The organism is Polaribacter sp. M10, from assembly GCF_054968445.1.
Window position 1 is genome coordinate 47457 of the sequence record NZ_JBSSBG010000008.1, and the last position, 17481, is coordinate 64937.

Consider the following 17481-nt stretch of genomic DNA (forward strand, 5'->3'; position numbering starts at 1 on the left):
ACATCTATTTTATATAAACTTAAAAAAAATGCTGTTACTTTATAAAACCAACACCTACAGTATTGTTAGTCTTTGGATTAATTAAAATGAATGAACCATTTGATTTGTTGTTTTTATACGCATCAAAAGCCAATGGTTTGCTTAGTTTTAATTGGATATCTCCTATCTGATTTAATTCTAATTCTGATGGATTCTCTTCAATACCAGAAAAATCAGTTTTTATAATACTTGATAGTTGCGTAATTTTAGCTTGTGCATCATTTACACCATGTTTAATGTAATATTTTTGTGATGCTTGTAAAGGCTCTTTGTCCATCCAACAAATTGTTGCCTCTAATTGTTTTGCAATTTGTGGCTCCTCATTTATTTTTACTAACATATCTCCTCTGCTTACATTTACATTATCTTCTAGAGTAATGGTAACTGAGCTTCCTCTTTTTGCTTTTTGATATTCTTTATCAAAGAAGTTAATGGTTTTTATTTTCGATTTTGTTAACGAAGGTAAAATTGCTACTTCGTCTCCAACTTCAAAATCACCTCCATAAATTTTACCTGCATAACCTCTAAAATCGTGATACGCATCTGTTTTTGGTCTGATTACAGTTTGAACTGGAAAACGTGTTTGAGACTCATCATTAATATCTTCTGCATCTAATCTTTCTAAATGATGCATTAAGGTTTCTCCTTGATACCAATCCATATTTTCAGATTTTTCTACAACATTATCTCCTTTTAAAGCTGATAAAGGAATAAAAGTTAAATTCTGACCTTTATATTCACTTTTACTTGCTAAATATTCGATTTCGCCTTTAATGATATTGTATTTTTCTTCTGAAAAATCTACTAAATCCATTTTATTTACAGCAATTACAACATCTTTTATCCTTAATAAATTATTGATGAAAAAGTGTCTGTACGTTTGTTCTACAACTCCATTTCTTGCATCAATTAAAACAATTGAAGCTTGTGCTGTAGAAGCACCTGTAACCATATTTCTGGTATATTCTATATGCCCAGGAGTATCTGCAATAATGAAACTTTTGCTTGGCGTTGAAAAATAAATATGTGCTACATCAATGGTAATTCCTTGTTCACGTTCTGCAACTAAACCATCTGTGGCCAGAGAAAAATCTAAATAATCGAAACCTCTTTGCTGACTTTTTTCTTCTATGGCTTCTAATTTATCGTCAGTTAGCGATTTGGTATCGTATAAAATACGCCCAATTAAGGTACTTTTACCATCATCTACACTACCTGCTGTTGCTATTTTTAATACTTTCATTTTATTAGCTGTTCGCTATTAGCTTTTGGCTTTTAGCTTAATTTGTAATCGTTTTAATTTTCTACTAAAGGCTAAAAGCCAATAGCTAAAGGCTACTTTTTAAAAATACCCTTGTTGTTTTCTTTTTTCCATGGCAGCTTCAGAACGCTTATCATCTATTCTTGCGCCTCTTTCTGATATGGAGGAATCTCTAATTTCTTCTACTACCTTAGAAATATCCACTGCATCCGATAAAACTGCTGCTGTACAACTCATATCGCCTACAGTTCTAAAACGAACCATTTTTTCTATTACTTCTTCTTCTTCATCTCTATAAACAACATCATCTGCAGCAGACCAAATCATTCCATCTCTAACAAACACCTTTCTTTTATGTGCAAAATATATTGATGGGATTTCGATTTGTTCTTGTTCTATATAAGACCAAACATCTAATTCTGTCCAGTTAGAGATTGGAAAAACACGAACATTCTGACCTAAATCAATACGTCCATTTAACATATCAAACACTTCTGGACGCTGGTTTTTTTCATCCCATTGACCAAAATCATCTCTTACAGAAAAAATTCTTTCTTTAGCTCTTGCTTTTTCTTCATCTCTTCTTGCACCTCCTATACAGGCATCAAAACCAAATTCTTCTATCGCATCTAATAAAGTTTCTGTTTGCAACATATTTCTACTTGCATACCTACCTGTTTCTTCTTTAACTCTACCAGAATCGATATTATCTTGTACGTTTCTTACAATTAACTCAACACCTAAATCTTTTGCCAAACGATCTCTAAACTCAATAGTTTCTGGAAAGTTATGCCCTGTATCTATGTGCATTAATGGAAAAGGAATTTTAGCAGGATAAAATGCTTTTTGCGCTAAACGTACCAAAGTAATACTGTCTTTACCTCCTGAAAATAATAAGACAGGTTTTTCGAACTGCGCTACTACTTCTCTAAAAATATAAATTGCTTCACTTTCTAAAGCATCTACTTGTATTGTTGTCTGACTCATGTCTTATTTTTTATATATGTAAACCACATTCACGGTTACTTTCTACTTTTGTTGGATCGAAATAGGTAAACTCGTTTGGTAAATTCTTTTCTTTTAAATAAGCATCTAATTGCTCATCAGACCAATGATAAAATGGGCTCACTTTAACAATACCATCTTTACTTAAAGAAACAACATCTATACTATTTCTAAATGCTGTTTGTCCTTTTCTAAGATTTGTAAACCAAACATCTGGTTGATGTTCTTTCATGGCTCTTGCAAAAGGCTCTAGTTTTACTTGCTCTGTAAAAATTGCATGTTTTGGATCTTCTATTGATGGAACTCCTAAAACTACATTTCTATGAGCAGCTGTTTGTTTTGGTGAGTATAATTGTATGTTTAAGGCTAATTTTTCTATAATTTCTTCTGCGTGTTTATAGGTTTGCACTGTGTTATAACCAGTATCGCACCAAATTACTTTTATGTCTTTTTTTACTTCTGTAACTGCATTTAAAATTGCAACTTCATAAGGTCTAAAATTGGTAGTAATTACTGCATTTTTTGCAAAAGAAATAGCCCAAGAAATAATTTCTGAAGGGCTTTTGTCTTTTAATTCTTTGTTTATTTTGTCTAAATCTAGGCTCATTATTTTCCCCATTTTATTTTATTCCAAATTCTTTCATGGAAGAAGTATAAAACTAATTTTGTTAAAAAATCTACTGATGCTATAGAAGCCGCTAAAGCTATTTTACCCGTTAAAAAGTACGAAACTATTAGGGTGTCTAAAGTACCAACAACTCTCCAACTCAATGCTTTTACTATACTTCTTAAAGGTTTTTCTGAAGCAATATCTTCTTCAAAACTTTGTTTTGCTATCTTTTTGCTAAAAATCATTTGATCTGCAATCATAATAATTTAATAATATCATTACCCTATTTAATTGGTAGGGTATGCAAACATACGTTATTTACAAAGAAAAAGTAGTGATTAGCGCATAAAAATTACTTAAATACTAATGATTTAATACATTGATAATAAATAAAGCAAATAATTAAGAATTTATAACCACTAAAAGGTTTTAGTGAAAGAAATAACGTAGTGTTTGTTATTAAAAAAACACCAATTCCCTTTAAAACTAAAAAGTTTTACCAAAAGTGAATTGAAGTGGAATGGCTACACCATCATTTCTAGTAAAAATATTACCATTAGAATAGTGCATTATGCGTAATTCGAAATTATATTTCCTGTTTTTTCCAAAAAAAACACCAAACCCCATAGTATCTTGATAGGTTGCTTTTGGGCCTGTTTTTGTATTGTCAATATCACTTTTAGAAATATAAGCAGGACCAATAATGGAATAATTGGTATAAAAATCATAGTCTTTTTTTCTTAACAAATAGAAACGTAAGACTGGAAAAATTGAAAATGCAAACACATCTGTTTTACCTCTTGTAGACTGAAAATAAGTTGCACTGACTCCCCAATCTAAAGAAAATATTTTTTCTGATCTGTAAATTAGCCTTTGGTAGGTGATTGATAACGCGTGATTTGCTTTTATTTCTCCAACCCAAAAAACAGGAATTCCAAAACTATCGAAATTGCCTACTTTCATACTCATTCCAAAAAATTCATTAACGCCAAAACCTATAGCCCCAGTTCCATAACTGAATTGCAAAATATTTTTTGGGAAAAAATAATTGTTATTGGCATATTGATCTGCAGTAGAATCATCTACTTGTTGTAAATGGTATTCAAAACCCAAAGAAAACTGAGAAATTGGAGGCTGATTTTGTTTGTCAGATTTTGGTAAAAAGGTTCCGTTTGCAGACAACCTCCATTTATTTGTTAATCTATATTGTAATCCAAATCCATAGATTAAACTTGCATAATGTGCATTGTTATAAATTATTTCATCATTTATAGAAAAACCAAATCTGGTTAAATTGGCAATGCCTGCTTCTGTATAAAAAGAGGTTTTGTTTGACAAATAAAAATCTTTTTTAAGTGATAAAAACCAAGCATTAATCCACACACTTCTATCATAGCCTATATTATTTACATTATCGTATTTAAACCATGCAGCTGGTCTCATAGTTCCAAATTGTGCAGATAAATTATCTGTAATTTTGTGGCCTAACATAAATCTGCCAGAAAACCAGTTTTTACTAAATGTTTCTGTTTTATAACCTTCAATTAGATTATCATTAGAAAAAGGATAAAAAATACCCCCAAAGTTTACACTGTAATAAGAGTTGGCTAAAAAATTAGTGAATTTCGTTTTTTGTTTTTTTTCTTCTTGACAAAAAAGTTGAATGGACAAGAAAAAAACTAGAAGTAATAATATTTTTTTTTTCATTGTAGCAATTTCATCAAAAGTAAAAAGTCTTGTATTAACAATTTGTTAAATCTGCCAATGTTGTATTTCTAAAAATTTGCAAGGTATTGTCTCTTACCTGAATCATTAATTTATGGACGGTGCAAGTTTTTTCATCAGGACAATCTTCGCATTTTTCATAAAAATTAAGACTAACACAAGGCACCATAGCAATTGGCCCTTCTAAAATTCTCATAACATCTGTCATTTGAATTTCTGATGGATCTTTTAACAAATAATAACCACCACCTTTACCTTTTTTAGAACCTAAAAATCCGTTTTTACGAAGCGTTAACAAGATGCTTTCTAAAAATTTTAAAGATATGTTTTCGCTCTTAGAAATGGTAGCAATTTGCACAGGACTATTGCACTCTTGTTTTGCTAAAAAAGAAAGCGCTTTAATTCCATATTTTGTTTTTTTAGACAGCATTAGGCTAAGGTAAAAATTAAATTAATCTTGTGTACAACAAATTTCATTAAATATACAATTCTAATACAAAAATAAAGAAAAATTCAAGTTTATTAATTTCAAAATTAGTCCATTTAGAGTTTATATGTACTGCTAAAGAGAACATTTGTTTTACAGAAATCTAACTTTAATGTTAAACTTTACAAAAACACTAAAAACTAAACGATTATGTTAAAAAAAATTACACAATTTTTCTTTTTTTCTTTTATAATTATATTCTGCACAGGCAACTCTTGGTCGCAAAACAACATAAAATATGGTACTGATTATATTGTTTTTGAAGCAGAAGATACCAATACAGATTTTGGAGGAAAATGGGCAGTTAGAACTCCTTCTGATGCATCTTATCTCAAGTATTTATTTTATCCTGGGGAATCTCCAGACCCAATTAACCAGACTTATTTAGAATATACTGGTCCTTGGTTAGGAGATGGCAGCGAATTAGAATACAAATTCACATGTCCTAAAACAGGTACTTATCAAATTGCAATGCGATTGCACACTCCTTTAAGAGAATCTAACAATCCAAATAAAGGAAAATGGTTAACCCCTCCTGGAGAAACTGAACCTGTTTGGTGGGAACTAGCGGATCTTAGAAATGATTTTTATGTAAAAATGGAAGGAAATTACACAAGTGGCTCTGCTAAACATTCTGAATCTGATTTACGAACTTTTCATAAATTTTTTGGAAGAGGTGCCAATAAATGGGGAACTTGTATAAACTTAGAACACAATGGAAATAATGGATTGTTCTACAATTTAATTGAAGGCGAAGAATATACCTTTTATTTAAAAGGTAGATCTAACACAGCAATTGTAGATTATATTGCCTTTTACGATACTTCTTATTTGGCACATAACATCAATAACCAAAGTACAGATTTAACATTACAATTACCAGAAGAAATTTTACCTTATGGTATACCAACTGCAATGTCTTTACAACCAAATCCTGGAAATTTAAGAGTAGGTAAAACATTACAATTAGAAACTGTTGTTAGCCCAACAAATGGAAATCCGAATGCAACTTGGAACTCTTCTAACAGCGCTATAATTTCGGTTGATGATAATGGTTTAATAACAACTCATGGTGTAATTGGCGAAAAAGCAACAATTACTGCCATTAATAAATATGACAATAGTTTAGTAGCAACCACAGAAATTACAATTGTTGCAGACTTTAATGTTCCTGTGAGTTCAATATCTATTTCACCTAATTCTACCTCTTTTGTAATTGGTGATACAGCACAATTAACTGCCTCAATTTTACCTACAGATGCAGATAATAAAAATATTACTTGGTCTTCAGCAGACCAATCAATTGCCACTGTTGATGCTAATGGAATTGTAACAGGTATTGGAGAAGGTATTGTAAAAATAAGAGCAACATCAGAAGAAAACAACTCAATTTTTGCTGAAGCCGATGTTACTATTACGCAAAACATTCCTCAAGCTGTTGCTATCAATAAAATAAATGGCATGTCTTTAGAAGATTTTAAAACAAGTAGAAATGGTAAAATTGAAATCGACGAAGTTTTAAGTTTAGAAATAAGTTATTCTAACATCACAGCATATAGTGGAGGTTTAGGTAGAGTTGTTGTAAGATATGCTATAAATAATGGAGGTACCGCTATTAATCCTGCTTTAAATATAGACAATATTCCTGTTGGTGCTGCAGAAGTTACTGAAACTGTAAATTATACAGTTGCAAATCATAATACAGGCAACAGCTCAGAAGTTGCGGTTTTACAAATTTTTGCAGCCTTAAATTTTGGAGGAATAAACAGCTTATATTCAGGATTCGAAATTGTACCAAGTGGAACTTTATCTAGCAAAACAGAAACTCTAGAAAACTCCATTAGCGTTTATCCTAATCCTGCAAAAGAGTATTTTGTTATTAAAACAGATAAAAATATTGCTAATCTAGAAACCACAATTTTCGATGTTTCTGGCAAACAGGTTTATTTTAAACCAACCACATCAACAAGAATAGCAACAGATAGTTTTAAGCCTGGCTTATATATAATTCGTTTTAAGGGTGATGGTCTTTTGGTGCATAAAAAACTAATTATCAAATAAAAGCAACATCCTTGTAATTTAAAATAATTATGAAAACACTATTTTCAATTTTACTAATTCTGTTGTGCTTTACCATTAATGGACAAATTATTTTTGAAGAAAAATTTGAATCAAAAAACATTGGTTTCGACTTAGCTTCAGAAGGTTATGAACTCACTAAAATCAGCACTTATTCTGGTACAGTTACAGCAGAAGTTATAGAAAATTCGGGCAATAAATATGCAAGAATGGAAGCATCACCAAACGGATCTGCACAAATGCAAATTGCAAAACCCATTACTATTGAACCTGGTAAAGTCTATACTTTTGAGGTAGAAAGTAAAGGACCTTTTAAAAGGCAATTAAGAGTCTATACAATGAATAACGTTTTACTAGCCTCTTCTGCAGATTACAAACCAAGTACAGATGCAGAAAGTGCAGCTTGGTATAAACAAAAAATAGATTTTATTGCAGATGCTGGAGTAACTCAAATAAAAATTGCTTTTTTTCATTATTGGTCTGGCACTATAGATTTAGATAATTTTAAAGTTTCTGAAGCTGTAAGACAAACAGAATATTACATCAGCAATTCTGGAAACGATGCCAATGACGGTTCTTTAAATGCACCTTGGCAAAGTTTGGCTAAAATAAATAGCACAACATTATTGGCTGGAGATAACGTTTATTTTAACAAAGGAGATCATTTTAAAGGTCATTTTGTAGTTAATGGCTCTGGTATAGAAGGTTTGCCAATTACCATTAGTGCTTACGGAACTGGAGCCAAACCTATTATTTCTGGTGATGTTGGCGCTGCTGGTGGTGGCGATTATAAAGAAGCCATTTTAATAGAAAATAATGATAACATAATTCTAGACGGATTAGAAGTTAGAAACGATAGAACTGTAAGTAGAACTGGTGTTGCAGATACTGATAGTTTTGGAATTTCGATACACAATAGTAGCGATAAAGTAATGAGCAACTTTATTTTCAGAAATTTAACGGTTAGAGATGTTTTTGCTGTAGAACCTGTTTTAGATCGTGATAGTTTTGATGCTATTCAAGTTTCTGGAATCCGATTTACATGTGCAAGAAACACCGAAGTTGGTAAAGAAAAAAACATCGAAAATATACTTATAGAAGATTCTTATTTTACCAATTTACAACGTTTAGGAATACAGTTTAAACACAGTGGAGCTAATGATGGTGTAGGTAATGATGCCATAAATAGAAACAAAGATATTATTGTTCGTAATAACGAGTTTTATTACAATGGTGGTACAGCTGTACTTCCAAATCGTACATATAATTGTTTAATTGAAAACAATATTTTCGATCATCCAGGGGCAACCACAGATCCAAGAATGCCAGGTAGAGGTAGCTCTGTTTGGAACATTTGGTCTATTAATACAGTTGTGCAATACAACATGTGTTTAAGCACTAGAGGTTATTTAGATTCTTACGGAATTCATATAGACATAGAAAACGAAAACACCTTTGTGCAATACAATTACATGTACGATTGTGAAGGCGGATTTGTAGAAATTTTAGCTGGTAACAAAAATGCTGTTTACAGATTTAATGTTGATGTAAATAGTGGTTTTAGAGTATCTGATTGGAACAACGCAAGTAGTACAATTTATGTATATTCTGATCGTTGGAAAGAGCCAAATCAAGCTGCTCTGAATTTAAATGATGGTGTTTACATCAATAACAACACAATTGTAATTGATAAAGGTCTTAAAACCAATGGAGATGATTATACCACAAGCATTACCATAGATGCTAAAAACACCTTTGTTTATAATAATATTTTTTCTTCTACTGATGGAGCAGGAATGGGTGCCAGAAATTTTGCCATAAATACCAACAATACTCCATTTACCATGACCAACAATTTATTTGAAGGCACTATTCTGCAAGATTGGGTAAATATGGATACAAATCCTCAAAAAGGAGCTGCTCTTTTTTCTGGCTCAGGTAATGACAAATATCCTTATCAAGTAATAGAAGGCAGTTTAGCCATAAATAATGGAGTTGCAATTACAGGACCAATTATACCAGGAGCAGGAACAGGAGTTTTCGAAAACCTAAGCCCATATCCTACAGTAGATTTGTATGGTAATCCTATTGATTTATCTACAGGCACACCTAATATTGGTGCTTATAATGGCAAAACAAATAGTCAGTTAAGCACAAATTCTTATGTAATTAAAGATGATAATAATTGGATTGTATATCCTACAGAAAACAAAAAAAACCTGAATATTATTAATCATTCAGGTACTATTTCTGGAAAATTAAAAGTTGCGTTATATAATATCCGAGGTCAAATGATACAAAGAAACACTTTAGAATCTTTAGATCAGAATAAATTTATTTTAAATTTAGAAACCAATTTAGCTAACGGAATTTACATTTTAAGGTTAGAAAATAATGGTAAAACGCACAGCAGAAGAATAATTTTTCAGCGATAATAGTTACAAAGTCAACATCCAAAACTAGAATTTCTAGTTATTAAAAATCTAGTTTTGGGTATGGCTTTTTTCTAATTTATAAAAAGTTACTTGAGCATAATCATCAGCATCTCCTGTATTATTTGCTTGATAAATTCCTGCTTTAAAATACATATACTGACCACTTACATTAAAGCCACTGTTTTGCATATCTACTGTTTGCACAACATCATCTTTACCTTCTCTCATCACTGTAAATGTTAAAAGATCTCCAACAACTTTTATGGTATAGCTAAATTTTTCGTTTAACGCAATTCCATCTTCTGGATTTGCAGCAGAGCTACTTCTAGAACCTATTACATCAATCCATTGTTCATCTCCATTACCATCTGTTGGTTCGTGCGCAAAATAGATAGAACCCAAATCATTGTCTTTTAATTTTCGGTAATAAACACGAATTGGCTCATCATCATTTGCATGAATTTGTCCAATAATCAACCTTCCAATATGACTGCTACTTCCTGTGGTTGTAACTTTATTAATGGCTAAAGTTGCAGTCATTTCTCCATCAAAACCAGCAGCAGCATTTTTATCTGCATCTGGTGCAGTGCCAAAAACCCAATTGTTTTTATTTACACCTTGAGTGCTAATACTTGTATCAGTTCCTCTCAACATTTCTCTCAATTCTACTCTAGTATAACTCGTGTTTGCTGATGTTTTAAAACCATCAATTGGACATTTAAAAACCATACCTCCATCAGCACCTGTGTAAAAATATTCATCATCTTCATAACCACTATTCATTTCACTAACAGAAATTGTTTTTGCCAAACCACTTCCATTATTTTCTGGTGTATTTAATTTCCAGGTTGATAAATCAAAATTTTGCGATGGTGGTTTATTTGCATCCAACTCACCTGTATTTTCTTCTCTTGCAGCCTGAGTAATAGTTATGGTTTTTGTAAGATTACCCCCTTTAACTGTAATGGTTCCTGTTCTTTTTTCGTAAATTGTATTTGATGCTGCAGTTACTTCTACACTAGCATTATTAGTTCCATATCTTGGTTCTATTGATATCCAATTCACATCAATTTCTGTAAACCAATACATATTTGCAGTAATATTTAGCAATTGAGTTTCTTGATACGCAGAAAACTCATTTAACGAAGATAACTCTAAAATTTCTGACAATTCTTCTTCAGATTCTGTAGAACCACAAGAAAATAAAAACACAAAAAAAGAAGCAAGAAAAAACAATCTAAAAGTAATTTTCATAAAACAAATAATAGCATTAATAATTTAAGATTTTAAAAATACAAAATTGGTTAACCAATTTGGGTTGTTTTTTAAAATAAATTATTATTTAACTATTTATAAACTTTATAAAGTAGTAAAACTTACAGCAAATTATTCTAATTTTCTAGGGCTTGGCTTAGGTCTTTAATAATATCATCAACATTTTCTAAGCCTACAGAAACACGCACTAAACCATTTGTAATTCCTACTTCTAGTCGATCTTCTTCTGACAAACGCCCATGAGTTGTAGAAGATGGATGTGTAACAATAGTTCTAGTATCTCCTAAATTTGCGGATAAAGAACACATCTTAATTTTATTTAAGAATTTTCTTCCTGCTTCAATTCCGCCTTTAATTTCGAAAGCAACAATATTGCCCCCTAATTTCATTTGTTTTTTGGCAGTTTTGTACTGAGGATGAGATTCTAAAAAAGGATATTTTACCAATTCTACATTTTCATTTTCTTCTAAAAAAGAGGCTACTTTTAATGCATTTTCTGAGTGTTTTTCTACACGTAAAGACAACGTTTCTAAACTTTTTGATAACACCCAAGCATTAAAAGGAGACATTGCTGGCCCAGTATTTCTAGCAAATAAATAGATTTCACGAATCAAATCTTCTTTACCTACTGTAACTCCGCCTAAAACTCTTCCTTGACCATCCATTAATTTGGTAGCTGAATGGATTACCAAATCTGCACCAAATTTTATGGGTTGTTGTATATAAGGTGTTGCAAAGCAATTATCAACAATAAAAATTAGATTGTGTTTTTTGGCGATGTTACCTATCAACTCTAAATCTAAAATATCTACAGCAGGATTAGTTGGAGTTTCTATATATAAAATCTTTGTGTTTTGCTTGATTAAACTTTCAACCAAATCTACTTCATCAACCTTAAAATAAGAGGTTTCTATATTCCATTTTGGTAAATATTTGGTAAACATACTGTGTGTAGAACCAAAAACAGATCTACAAGAAACAATATGATCGCCTGCATTTAACAGCGCTGCAAATGATGAAAAAATAGCAGACATACCAGTTGCAAATGCATAACCACTTTCTGCACCTTCCATAGCCACAACTTTGTTTACAAATTCTGTTGTATTCGGATTTGTAAATCTGCTGTATAAATTACGTTGTTTTTCTTCTGCGAAGGATGAACGCATGTCTTCTGCATCATCAAAAACAAAACTAGAGGTTAAATATAAAGGTGTAGAATGTTCAGAAAATTGACTTCTTTCTGTTTGATTTCTAATTGCTTCTGTTTCAAAATGTTTGCTCATTATCTTTTATTTTTTTCAAAGTCTTTTTTTTTTGACTTTGTAGGTATGCTTGTAAATTCTAAAAAACACCTACAAGGCTTTTAAAACCTTGCAGAGAATTTAATTATTATGTTTTGCTAATCTTAAAATATCACCAAAAACACCTCTTGCAGTTACACTTGCTCCTGCTCCTGCTCCTTGAATTACAATTGGTTGCTCTCCATAAGATTCTGTGTAAATTTCAAAAATTGCATCAGAACCTTTTAAAGAACCTAAAGGTGTACTTTTGTCTATAGAAACTAACTTTACTTCTAAAATACCTTTATTTTGTGATAAATCTCCACTTAATTCGCCAATATAACGTAAAACGTGATTTGGTTTTTGATTTTCTTTTATTGCTTGATATTCATCATTCAATAAATCTAATTTCCCTAAGAAATCTTCTGTAGCACCTTCTCTTAAATTTTGAGGAATTAAATTTTTAATTTTTACTTCATCAAACTCATTTTCTAACTCTAACTCTCTTGCTAAAATTAATAATTTTCTAGCAACGTCATTTCCGCCTAAATCTTCTCTGGGGTCTGGTTCTGTAAATCCTTTATCAATGGCTTCTTGTAAAGTTTCTGAAAAAGAAACATCTTCAGCAGAAAAAGTATTAAACAAATAACTTAAACTTCCAGAAAAAACACCTCTAATTTTGGTGATATTCTCACCAGATTCGTGTAATAAACGAATGGTATCTATTAAAGGTAAACCTGCACCCACATTGGTTTCGTATAAATATTGTTTTTTATATTCTTTTAATTTGGCTCTTACTTCTTTGTAAAAATCAAAAGATAAGGTATTGGCAATTTTATTACAAGAAACCAAATCGAAACCAGATTCTATTAACGGAATATAATTGCTTACAAAATTTACACTTGCTGTATTATCAACCGCAATTAAATTTTCGAAATGATTGGCTTTTGCAAAAGCAATAATATCGTTAACTTTTACATTTTCCTCACCATTTTCTAAAAGATTTTCTTTCCAGTTTTTAGAAACTCCATTTTTATTTAACAACACTTTTTTAGAGTTTGCAACTGCAAAAACATTCAATTGTAATTTGCGTCTTTCTAAAACAGATTGCGTATTTTCTATAATTTGATCGATTAATGTTCCACCAACCAAACCTTTACCAAAAATGGCAATGTTTATCTTTTTGGTTACACCAAAAACCTGACCATGAATTACATTTACAGCTTTATACAATTGCTCTTTTTTAACCACCAAACTCACATTTTTACCTGTAACTGTGTTGTTAAATAAAAGCGGTACAATTTGATTTTTTATTAAAGCATTGTATGGATGATGAAATTGACTTAAATCTTGCCCAATAATAGAAATTACAGAAACTTGATCAAAAACTGTTATTTGATTTACATCTTGAGCCTGAAAATCACTTTCAAACTCATCTTTTAATGCATTTACAGCTCGTACAGTATTTTCGGCATTTATCACCAAACCAACACCTCTTTCAGAAGAACCTTGTGCAATAATATTAACACTAATATCTTCTTTACTCAATGCATTAAAAATACGAGCATCTACACCCACTTTACCTAATAAACCTCTACCTTCAAAATTAATCATCGCCATATTTTCTATGGTAGAAATGGTTTTAATTCCTTGTGATGCAGAAGTAGATGAAATTAAAGTTCCTTTATCTTTAAGATTAAAAGTATTTAATATTCTAAGGTTTATGTTTTTTTCTATTAACGGAATAATTGTTTTGGCATGCAACAAATTTGTACCAAAAGTAGCTAGCTCATTAGCTTCGTTAAAAGACAATTGATCTATTTTTTTAGCATCTGCAACCAATTTTGGATCAGCAGTGTAAATACCACTTACATGTGTATAATTTTGAAGTTCATCTGCATCTAAATAATTTGCTAATAAAGCTGCAGTATAATTGCTTCCATTTCTACCCAAAGTAGTGGTTTCTCCTTTTTTGTTTGATGAAATAAAACCTGTAACAATGTTAATTGTAGATTTATTTTCTTTAAAATATTGAATTACATTTTCTTTTGAAACTGCTTGAATTGGCTGTGCATTTCCAAAGTTTTCATCAGTAATTATTAACGATCTTGCATCAACAGGATTTACAGAAATAGATTCTTTTTCTAATAAACTAGCCACTAATTTTACTGATAATAATTCACCTTGTGCTAAAACTTCATCTTTAATTTTCTGGCTATAATCACCTAACAAAGAAACACCTTCAAAAATGGTTTCTAACTTAGAAAATTCTTCAGAAAAATCGACTGCCTTATTTGGTTCTTGTTGATATTCTTTAAATGCTAAAAATTTAGATTTATATTCCTTTTTTGCAGCTGCATTTTGTAAAATAGCTTCTAAATCGTTTGTTGAATTTCCTCTAGCAGAAGCAACAATCGTAATTTTATCACCACTTTTATATTTACTCACTATAATTTCTATAGCATTTTGTAAACCTTTTCCATTCCCTAAAGATTTACCTCCAAACTTTAAAACTTTCATCTTCTTTTCTCTGTAATCTTTATTAAAAATTGGTTCAATTATTTTTTCTAATTGATTGTATTCTATTAAAAAAGCATCATGACCATGAACAGAATTAATTTCGTTATAAGTAACATTTGCCTTTGTTAATGCTAATTTTTTATGGGTTTCTCTATTTTCTTCTGCTGTAAAAAACAAATCAGAATCTACACCAATAATGTGAATATTCGCTTCAATTTGATCTAATATGGAAATATCTTTTTTACCACCCACAGTTACATCAATCGTTTTTAACAACTGATTCATTAATTTATAAGACGATAATTGGTAACGTTCTTGCAGTTTTTTTCCATGATGCAGCAACCAACTTTCTACATCAAAAATATCTGAATTATCTTTTTTAGATCGATGAAAACGCTCTTTAAAACTCTCTGGAGTTCTGTAACACAGCATTGCATGCATTCTTGCATCATGAACAGGATTACTAGAATTTACCAAAAATTGTTCTTGTATTTGGCAATTGGCAATTAACCAATCAGTAGATTTCCAGTCTGTAGCAATGGGTAAAAAATGTTGCGTTAATTTGTTATTTAAAACCATCATTTCCCACGCAATTCCTCCTCCTAAAGAACCACCAATTAAAGCAAATAATTGCTTAATTTTTAATAGTGATAATCCTTGTAAAAAAAGTTTTGCAATATCTCTAGCAATAAAATCTTTGTAATTATCTATCAGAAATTCATCAAAACCATTACCAGGAATATTAAAAGACAAAACTGTATAAACAGTTGTATCAATGGCTTTTTCTTTACCTACAATGTCTTTCCACCAACCATTTTTACCACCAACTTCGCTATTACCTGTTAATGCATGGTTGATTAAAACCACAGGAGCTGTACCCAATTCTTTACCAAAAACTTGATAACTTAAATTTAACTCAGGAATTTTAGCTCCCAATTCTGTGATGAAATTTTTAATTTTGATATGTTGCAATGGATGTTTCAAATCTTTTTTAATAAAATAATCAAATTAGTATGTCATTTCGCTCTTGTGGAGAAATCTAAATAGATTTTTCAACTTCACTTCATTTCACTCAAAATGAAATACTTAAGGATTTTAGGTTCTTATTATTTTAAATTACAAGGTTTTAAAAACCTTAATAGGTTTATATATAATTTGTTTATTAAAATACCTACAAGGTCTTTGAGACCTTGCAGGATATAAAATTTATATTTCTGAAAAAGCCGCTTTTAAATCTGCTTTTAAATCCTCTAAATCTTCTATACCAACAGACAAACGAATTAAATCTTGAGAAACTCCAGCACTTTCTTGCTGAGCTTCATCTAATTGTTGATGCGTTGTACTTGCAGGATGAATAATCAAGGATTTAGTATCACCAATATTTGCCAATAAAGAGAAAACTTTTGTGTTATCTGCAATTGTTTTTGCCGCTTCAAAACCTCCTTTATGCCCAAAAGTTACAATTCCACTTTGTCCTTTTGGCAAATATTTATCAGCCAACGCTTTGTATTTACTGCTTTCTAAACCAGGATAATTTACCCAAGCTACTTCTTCTTGTGCTTCTAGCCATTTTGCTAAAGCCAATGCATTTTCTGAATGTTGTTTAATTCTAACGGATAACGTTTCTAAACCTTGAATAATATTAAACGCATTTGTAGGACTTAATGCGCCACCAAAATCACGTAATCCTTCTAAAATTAATTTAAACGTATAAGAGGCAGCACCTAAAACTTCGTGATATTTTAACCCATGGTAACCTGCAGATGGCTCTGTAAATTCTGGGAATTTTCCATTGGCCCAGTTAAAAGTTCCTGCATCAATTATTGCTCCACCTAATGATGTTCCTTGACCACCAATATATTTTGTTAAAGAGTGAATTACAATATTTGCTCCGTGTTTAATCGGATTTAATAACGCTGGTGTAGCCACTGTATTATCAACAATAAAAGGCACTTCTGCAGCTTTAGAATGCTCAGCAATTGCTTCTAAATCTAAAACATCTAACTTCGGATTACCTAAAGATTCCACAAAAAATGCTCTTGTATTTTCTTGAACAGCATCTTTAAAATTATCAGGATTAGAAGCATCAACAAACGTAGTTGTTATCCCTAATCTAGGTAAAGTTACGTTTAATAAATTGTAGGTACCTCCATACAAACTACTTGATGCTACAATATGATCACCTGCCTTTAATAAAGTTAATAATCCAGTTGATATTGCTGATGTTCCAGAAGCAAAAACAACTGCTCCAATTCCGCCTTCTACAGCCGCCAAACGTTCTTGTAATATTTGATTTGTTGGATTGTTTAATCTAGTGTAAATAAATCCTAATTCTGCTAACGAAAATAAATTTGCTGCATGATCTGAATCGTTAAAAACATAAGATGATGTTTGATAAATAGGAACCGCTCTTGCACCTCCATTTGCTTTTACATCATGTCCTGCGTGCAACGCATTTGTTGCTAATTTGTGTGTACTCATTTTTCTGTTTTTTTTGAGTTAATAATTAATTAAAACAAAAGTCAAATGCATCAAAAAATTGATGTACTTAAAAGAAAAATGTTATAAAGAAAATAGAAATTTCTAGCTTAAGAAAATTCAGTTTTTGTTATCTATCCATATAAATTACTAAAGTAAATTTTGGGTAGAATTTAGCACCTTCTTTAATAGATTAAAGGGTTGCTAAGGCTTCAACGGGTCTAATCCCTTCACCTTTCTTGATAACATCTCAATAAGTTATTGAACTTTGTGAGTACAAATATTGC

General features: G+C 30.9%; 12 protein-coding genes and 1 riboswitch. Of the genes, 2 read left to right on the top strand and 10 right to left on the bottom strand.

Annotation, left to right across the window (positions count from 1 at the left end; genetic code table 11):
- Nucleotides 1-34: 34 nt before the first annotated feature.
- The 6 genes from ACWYN7_RS09265 to ACWYN7_RS09290 form a co-directional block, all read right to left on the bottom strand.
- Complete coding sequence (locus tag ACWYN7_RS09265; RefSeq protein ID WP_462859639.1) at nt 35-1282, bottom strand: sulfate adenylyltransferase subunit 1; 1248 nt, start codon at nt 1280-1282, stop codon at nt 35-37.
- 99 nt (nt 1283-1381) lie between these two features.
- The gene (gene cysD / locus ACWYN7_RS09270; protein ID WP_459487351.1) at nt 1382-2287 is read right to left on the bottom strand and encodes a sulfate adenylyltransferase subunit CysD; all 906 of its coding nucleotides are present in this window, start codon (nt 2285-2287) and stop codon (nt 1382-1384) included.
- A gap of 10 nt (nt 2288-2297) precedes the next feature.
- Nucleotides 2298-2912, bottom strand: a complete 615-nt coding sequence (locus ACWYN7_RS09275; RefSeq protein WP_462859640.1) for a phosphoadenosine phosphosulfate reductase domain-containing protein — start codon at nt 2910-2912, stop codon at nt 2298-2300.
- Nucleotides 2912-3175, bottom strand: a complete 264-nt coding sequence (locus ACWYN7_RS09280; protein WP_462859641.1) for a DUF2061 domain-containing protein — start codon at nt 3173-3175, stop codon at nt 2912-2914. The genes ACWYN7_RS09275 and ACWYN7_RS09280 overlap by 1 nt, the downstream gene beginning before the upstream one ends.
- A gap of 226 nt (nt 3176-3401) precedes the next feature.
- Nucleotides 3402-4622: an acyloxyacyl hydrolase gene (locus tag ACWYN7_RS09285; protein ID WP_462859642.1), complete on the bottom strand. Its 1221-nt coding sequence runs from the start codon at nt 4620-4622 to the stop codon at nt 3402-3404.
- A 34-nt stretch (nt 4623-4656) separates the two neighbouring features.
- Nucleotides 4657-5070, bottom strand: coding sequence for an RrF2 family transcriptional regulator (locus ACWYN7_RS09290; protein ID WP_462859643.1), 414 nt, complete (start codon nt 5068-5070; stop codon nt 4657-4659).
- Between the two features lie 207 nt (nt 5071-5277).
- On the opposite strand from ACWYN7_RS09290, the gene ACWYN7_RS09295 reads away from it, so the two are divergent.
- On the top strand, nt 5278-7188 hold the full coding sequence (locus ACWYN7_RS09295; RefSeq protein ID WP_462859644.1) for an Ig-like domain-containing protein: 1911 nt from the start codon (nt 5278-5280) through the stop codon (nt 7186-7188).
- Nucleotides 7189-7217: 29 nt separating this feature from the next.
- Complete coding sequence (locus ACWYN7_RS09300) at nt 7218-9641, top strand: T9SS type A sorting domain-containing protein (RefSeq protein WP_462859645.1); 2424 nt, start codon at nt 7218-7220, stop codon at nt 9639-9641.
- A gap of 48 nt (nt 9642-9689) precedes the next feature.
- On the opposite strand, the gene ACWYN7_RS09305 is transcribed toward ACWYN7_RS09300, so the two are convergent.
- The 4 genes from ACWYN7_RS09305 to ACWYN7_RS09320 form a co-directional block, all read right to left on the bottom strand.
- Nucleotides 9690-10895 (bottom strand): polysaccharide lyase family 7 protein, encoded by a 1206-nt coding sequence (locus tag ACWYN7_RS09305; RefSeq protein ID WP_462859646.1) that lies wholly within the window; start codon nt 10893-10895, stop codon nt 9690-9692.
- Nucleotides 10896-11032: 137 nt separating this feature from the next.
- A complete protein-coding gene (locus ACWYN7_RS09310; RefSeq protein ID WP_462859648.1) occupies nt 11033-12199 on the bottom strand; it encodes a trans-sulfuration enzyme family protein in 1167 nt (388 codons plus the stop codon).
- A gap of 99 nt (nt 12200-12298) precedes the next feature.
- Complete coding sequence (gene thrA / locus ACWYN7_RS09315; RefSeq protein ID WP_462859649.1) at nt 12299-15700, bottom strand: bifunctional aspartate kinase/homoserine dehydrogenase I; 3402 nt, start codon at nt 15698-15700, stop codon at nt 12299-12301.
- 222 nt (nt 15701-15922) lie between these two features.
- Nucleotides 15923-17197, bottom strand: a complete 1275-nt coding sequence (locus ACWYN7_RS09320; RefSeq protein ID WP_462859650.1) for an O-acetylhomoserine aminocarboxypropyltransferase/cysteine synthase family protein — start codon at nt 17195-17197, stop codon at nt 15923-15925.
- A 124-nt stretch (nt 17198-17321) separates the two neighbouring features.
- Nucleotides 17322-17443: riboswitch (SAM riboswitch) on the bottom strand.
- Between the last annotated feature and the right edge of the window lie 38 nt (nt 17444-17481).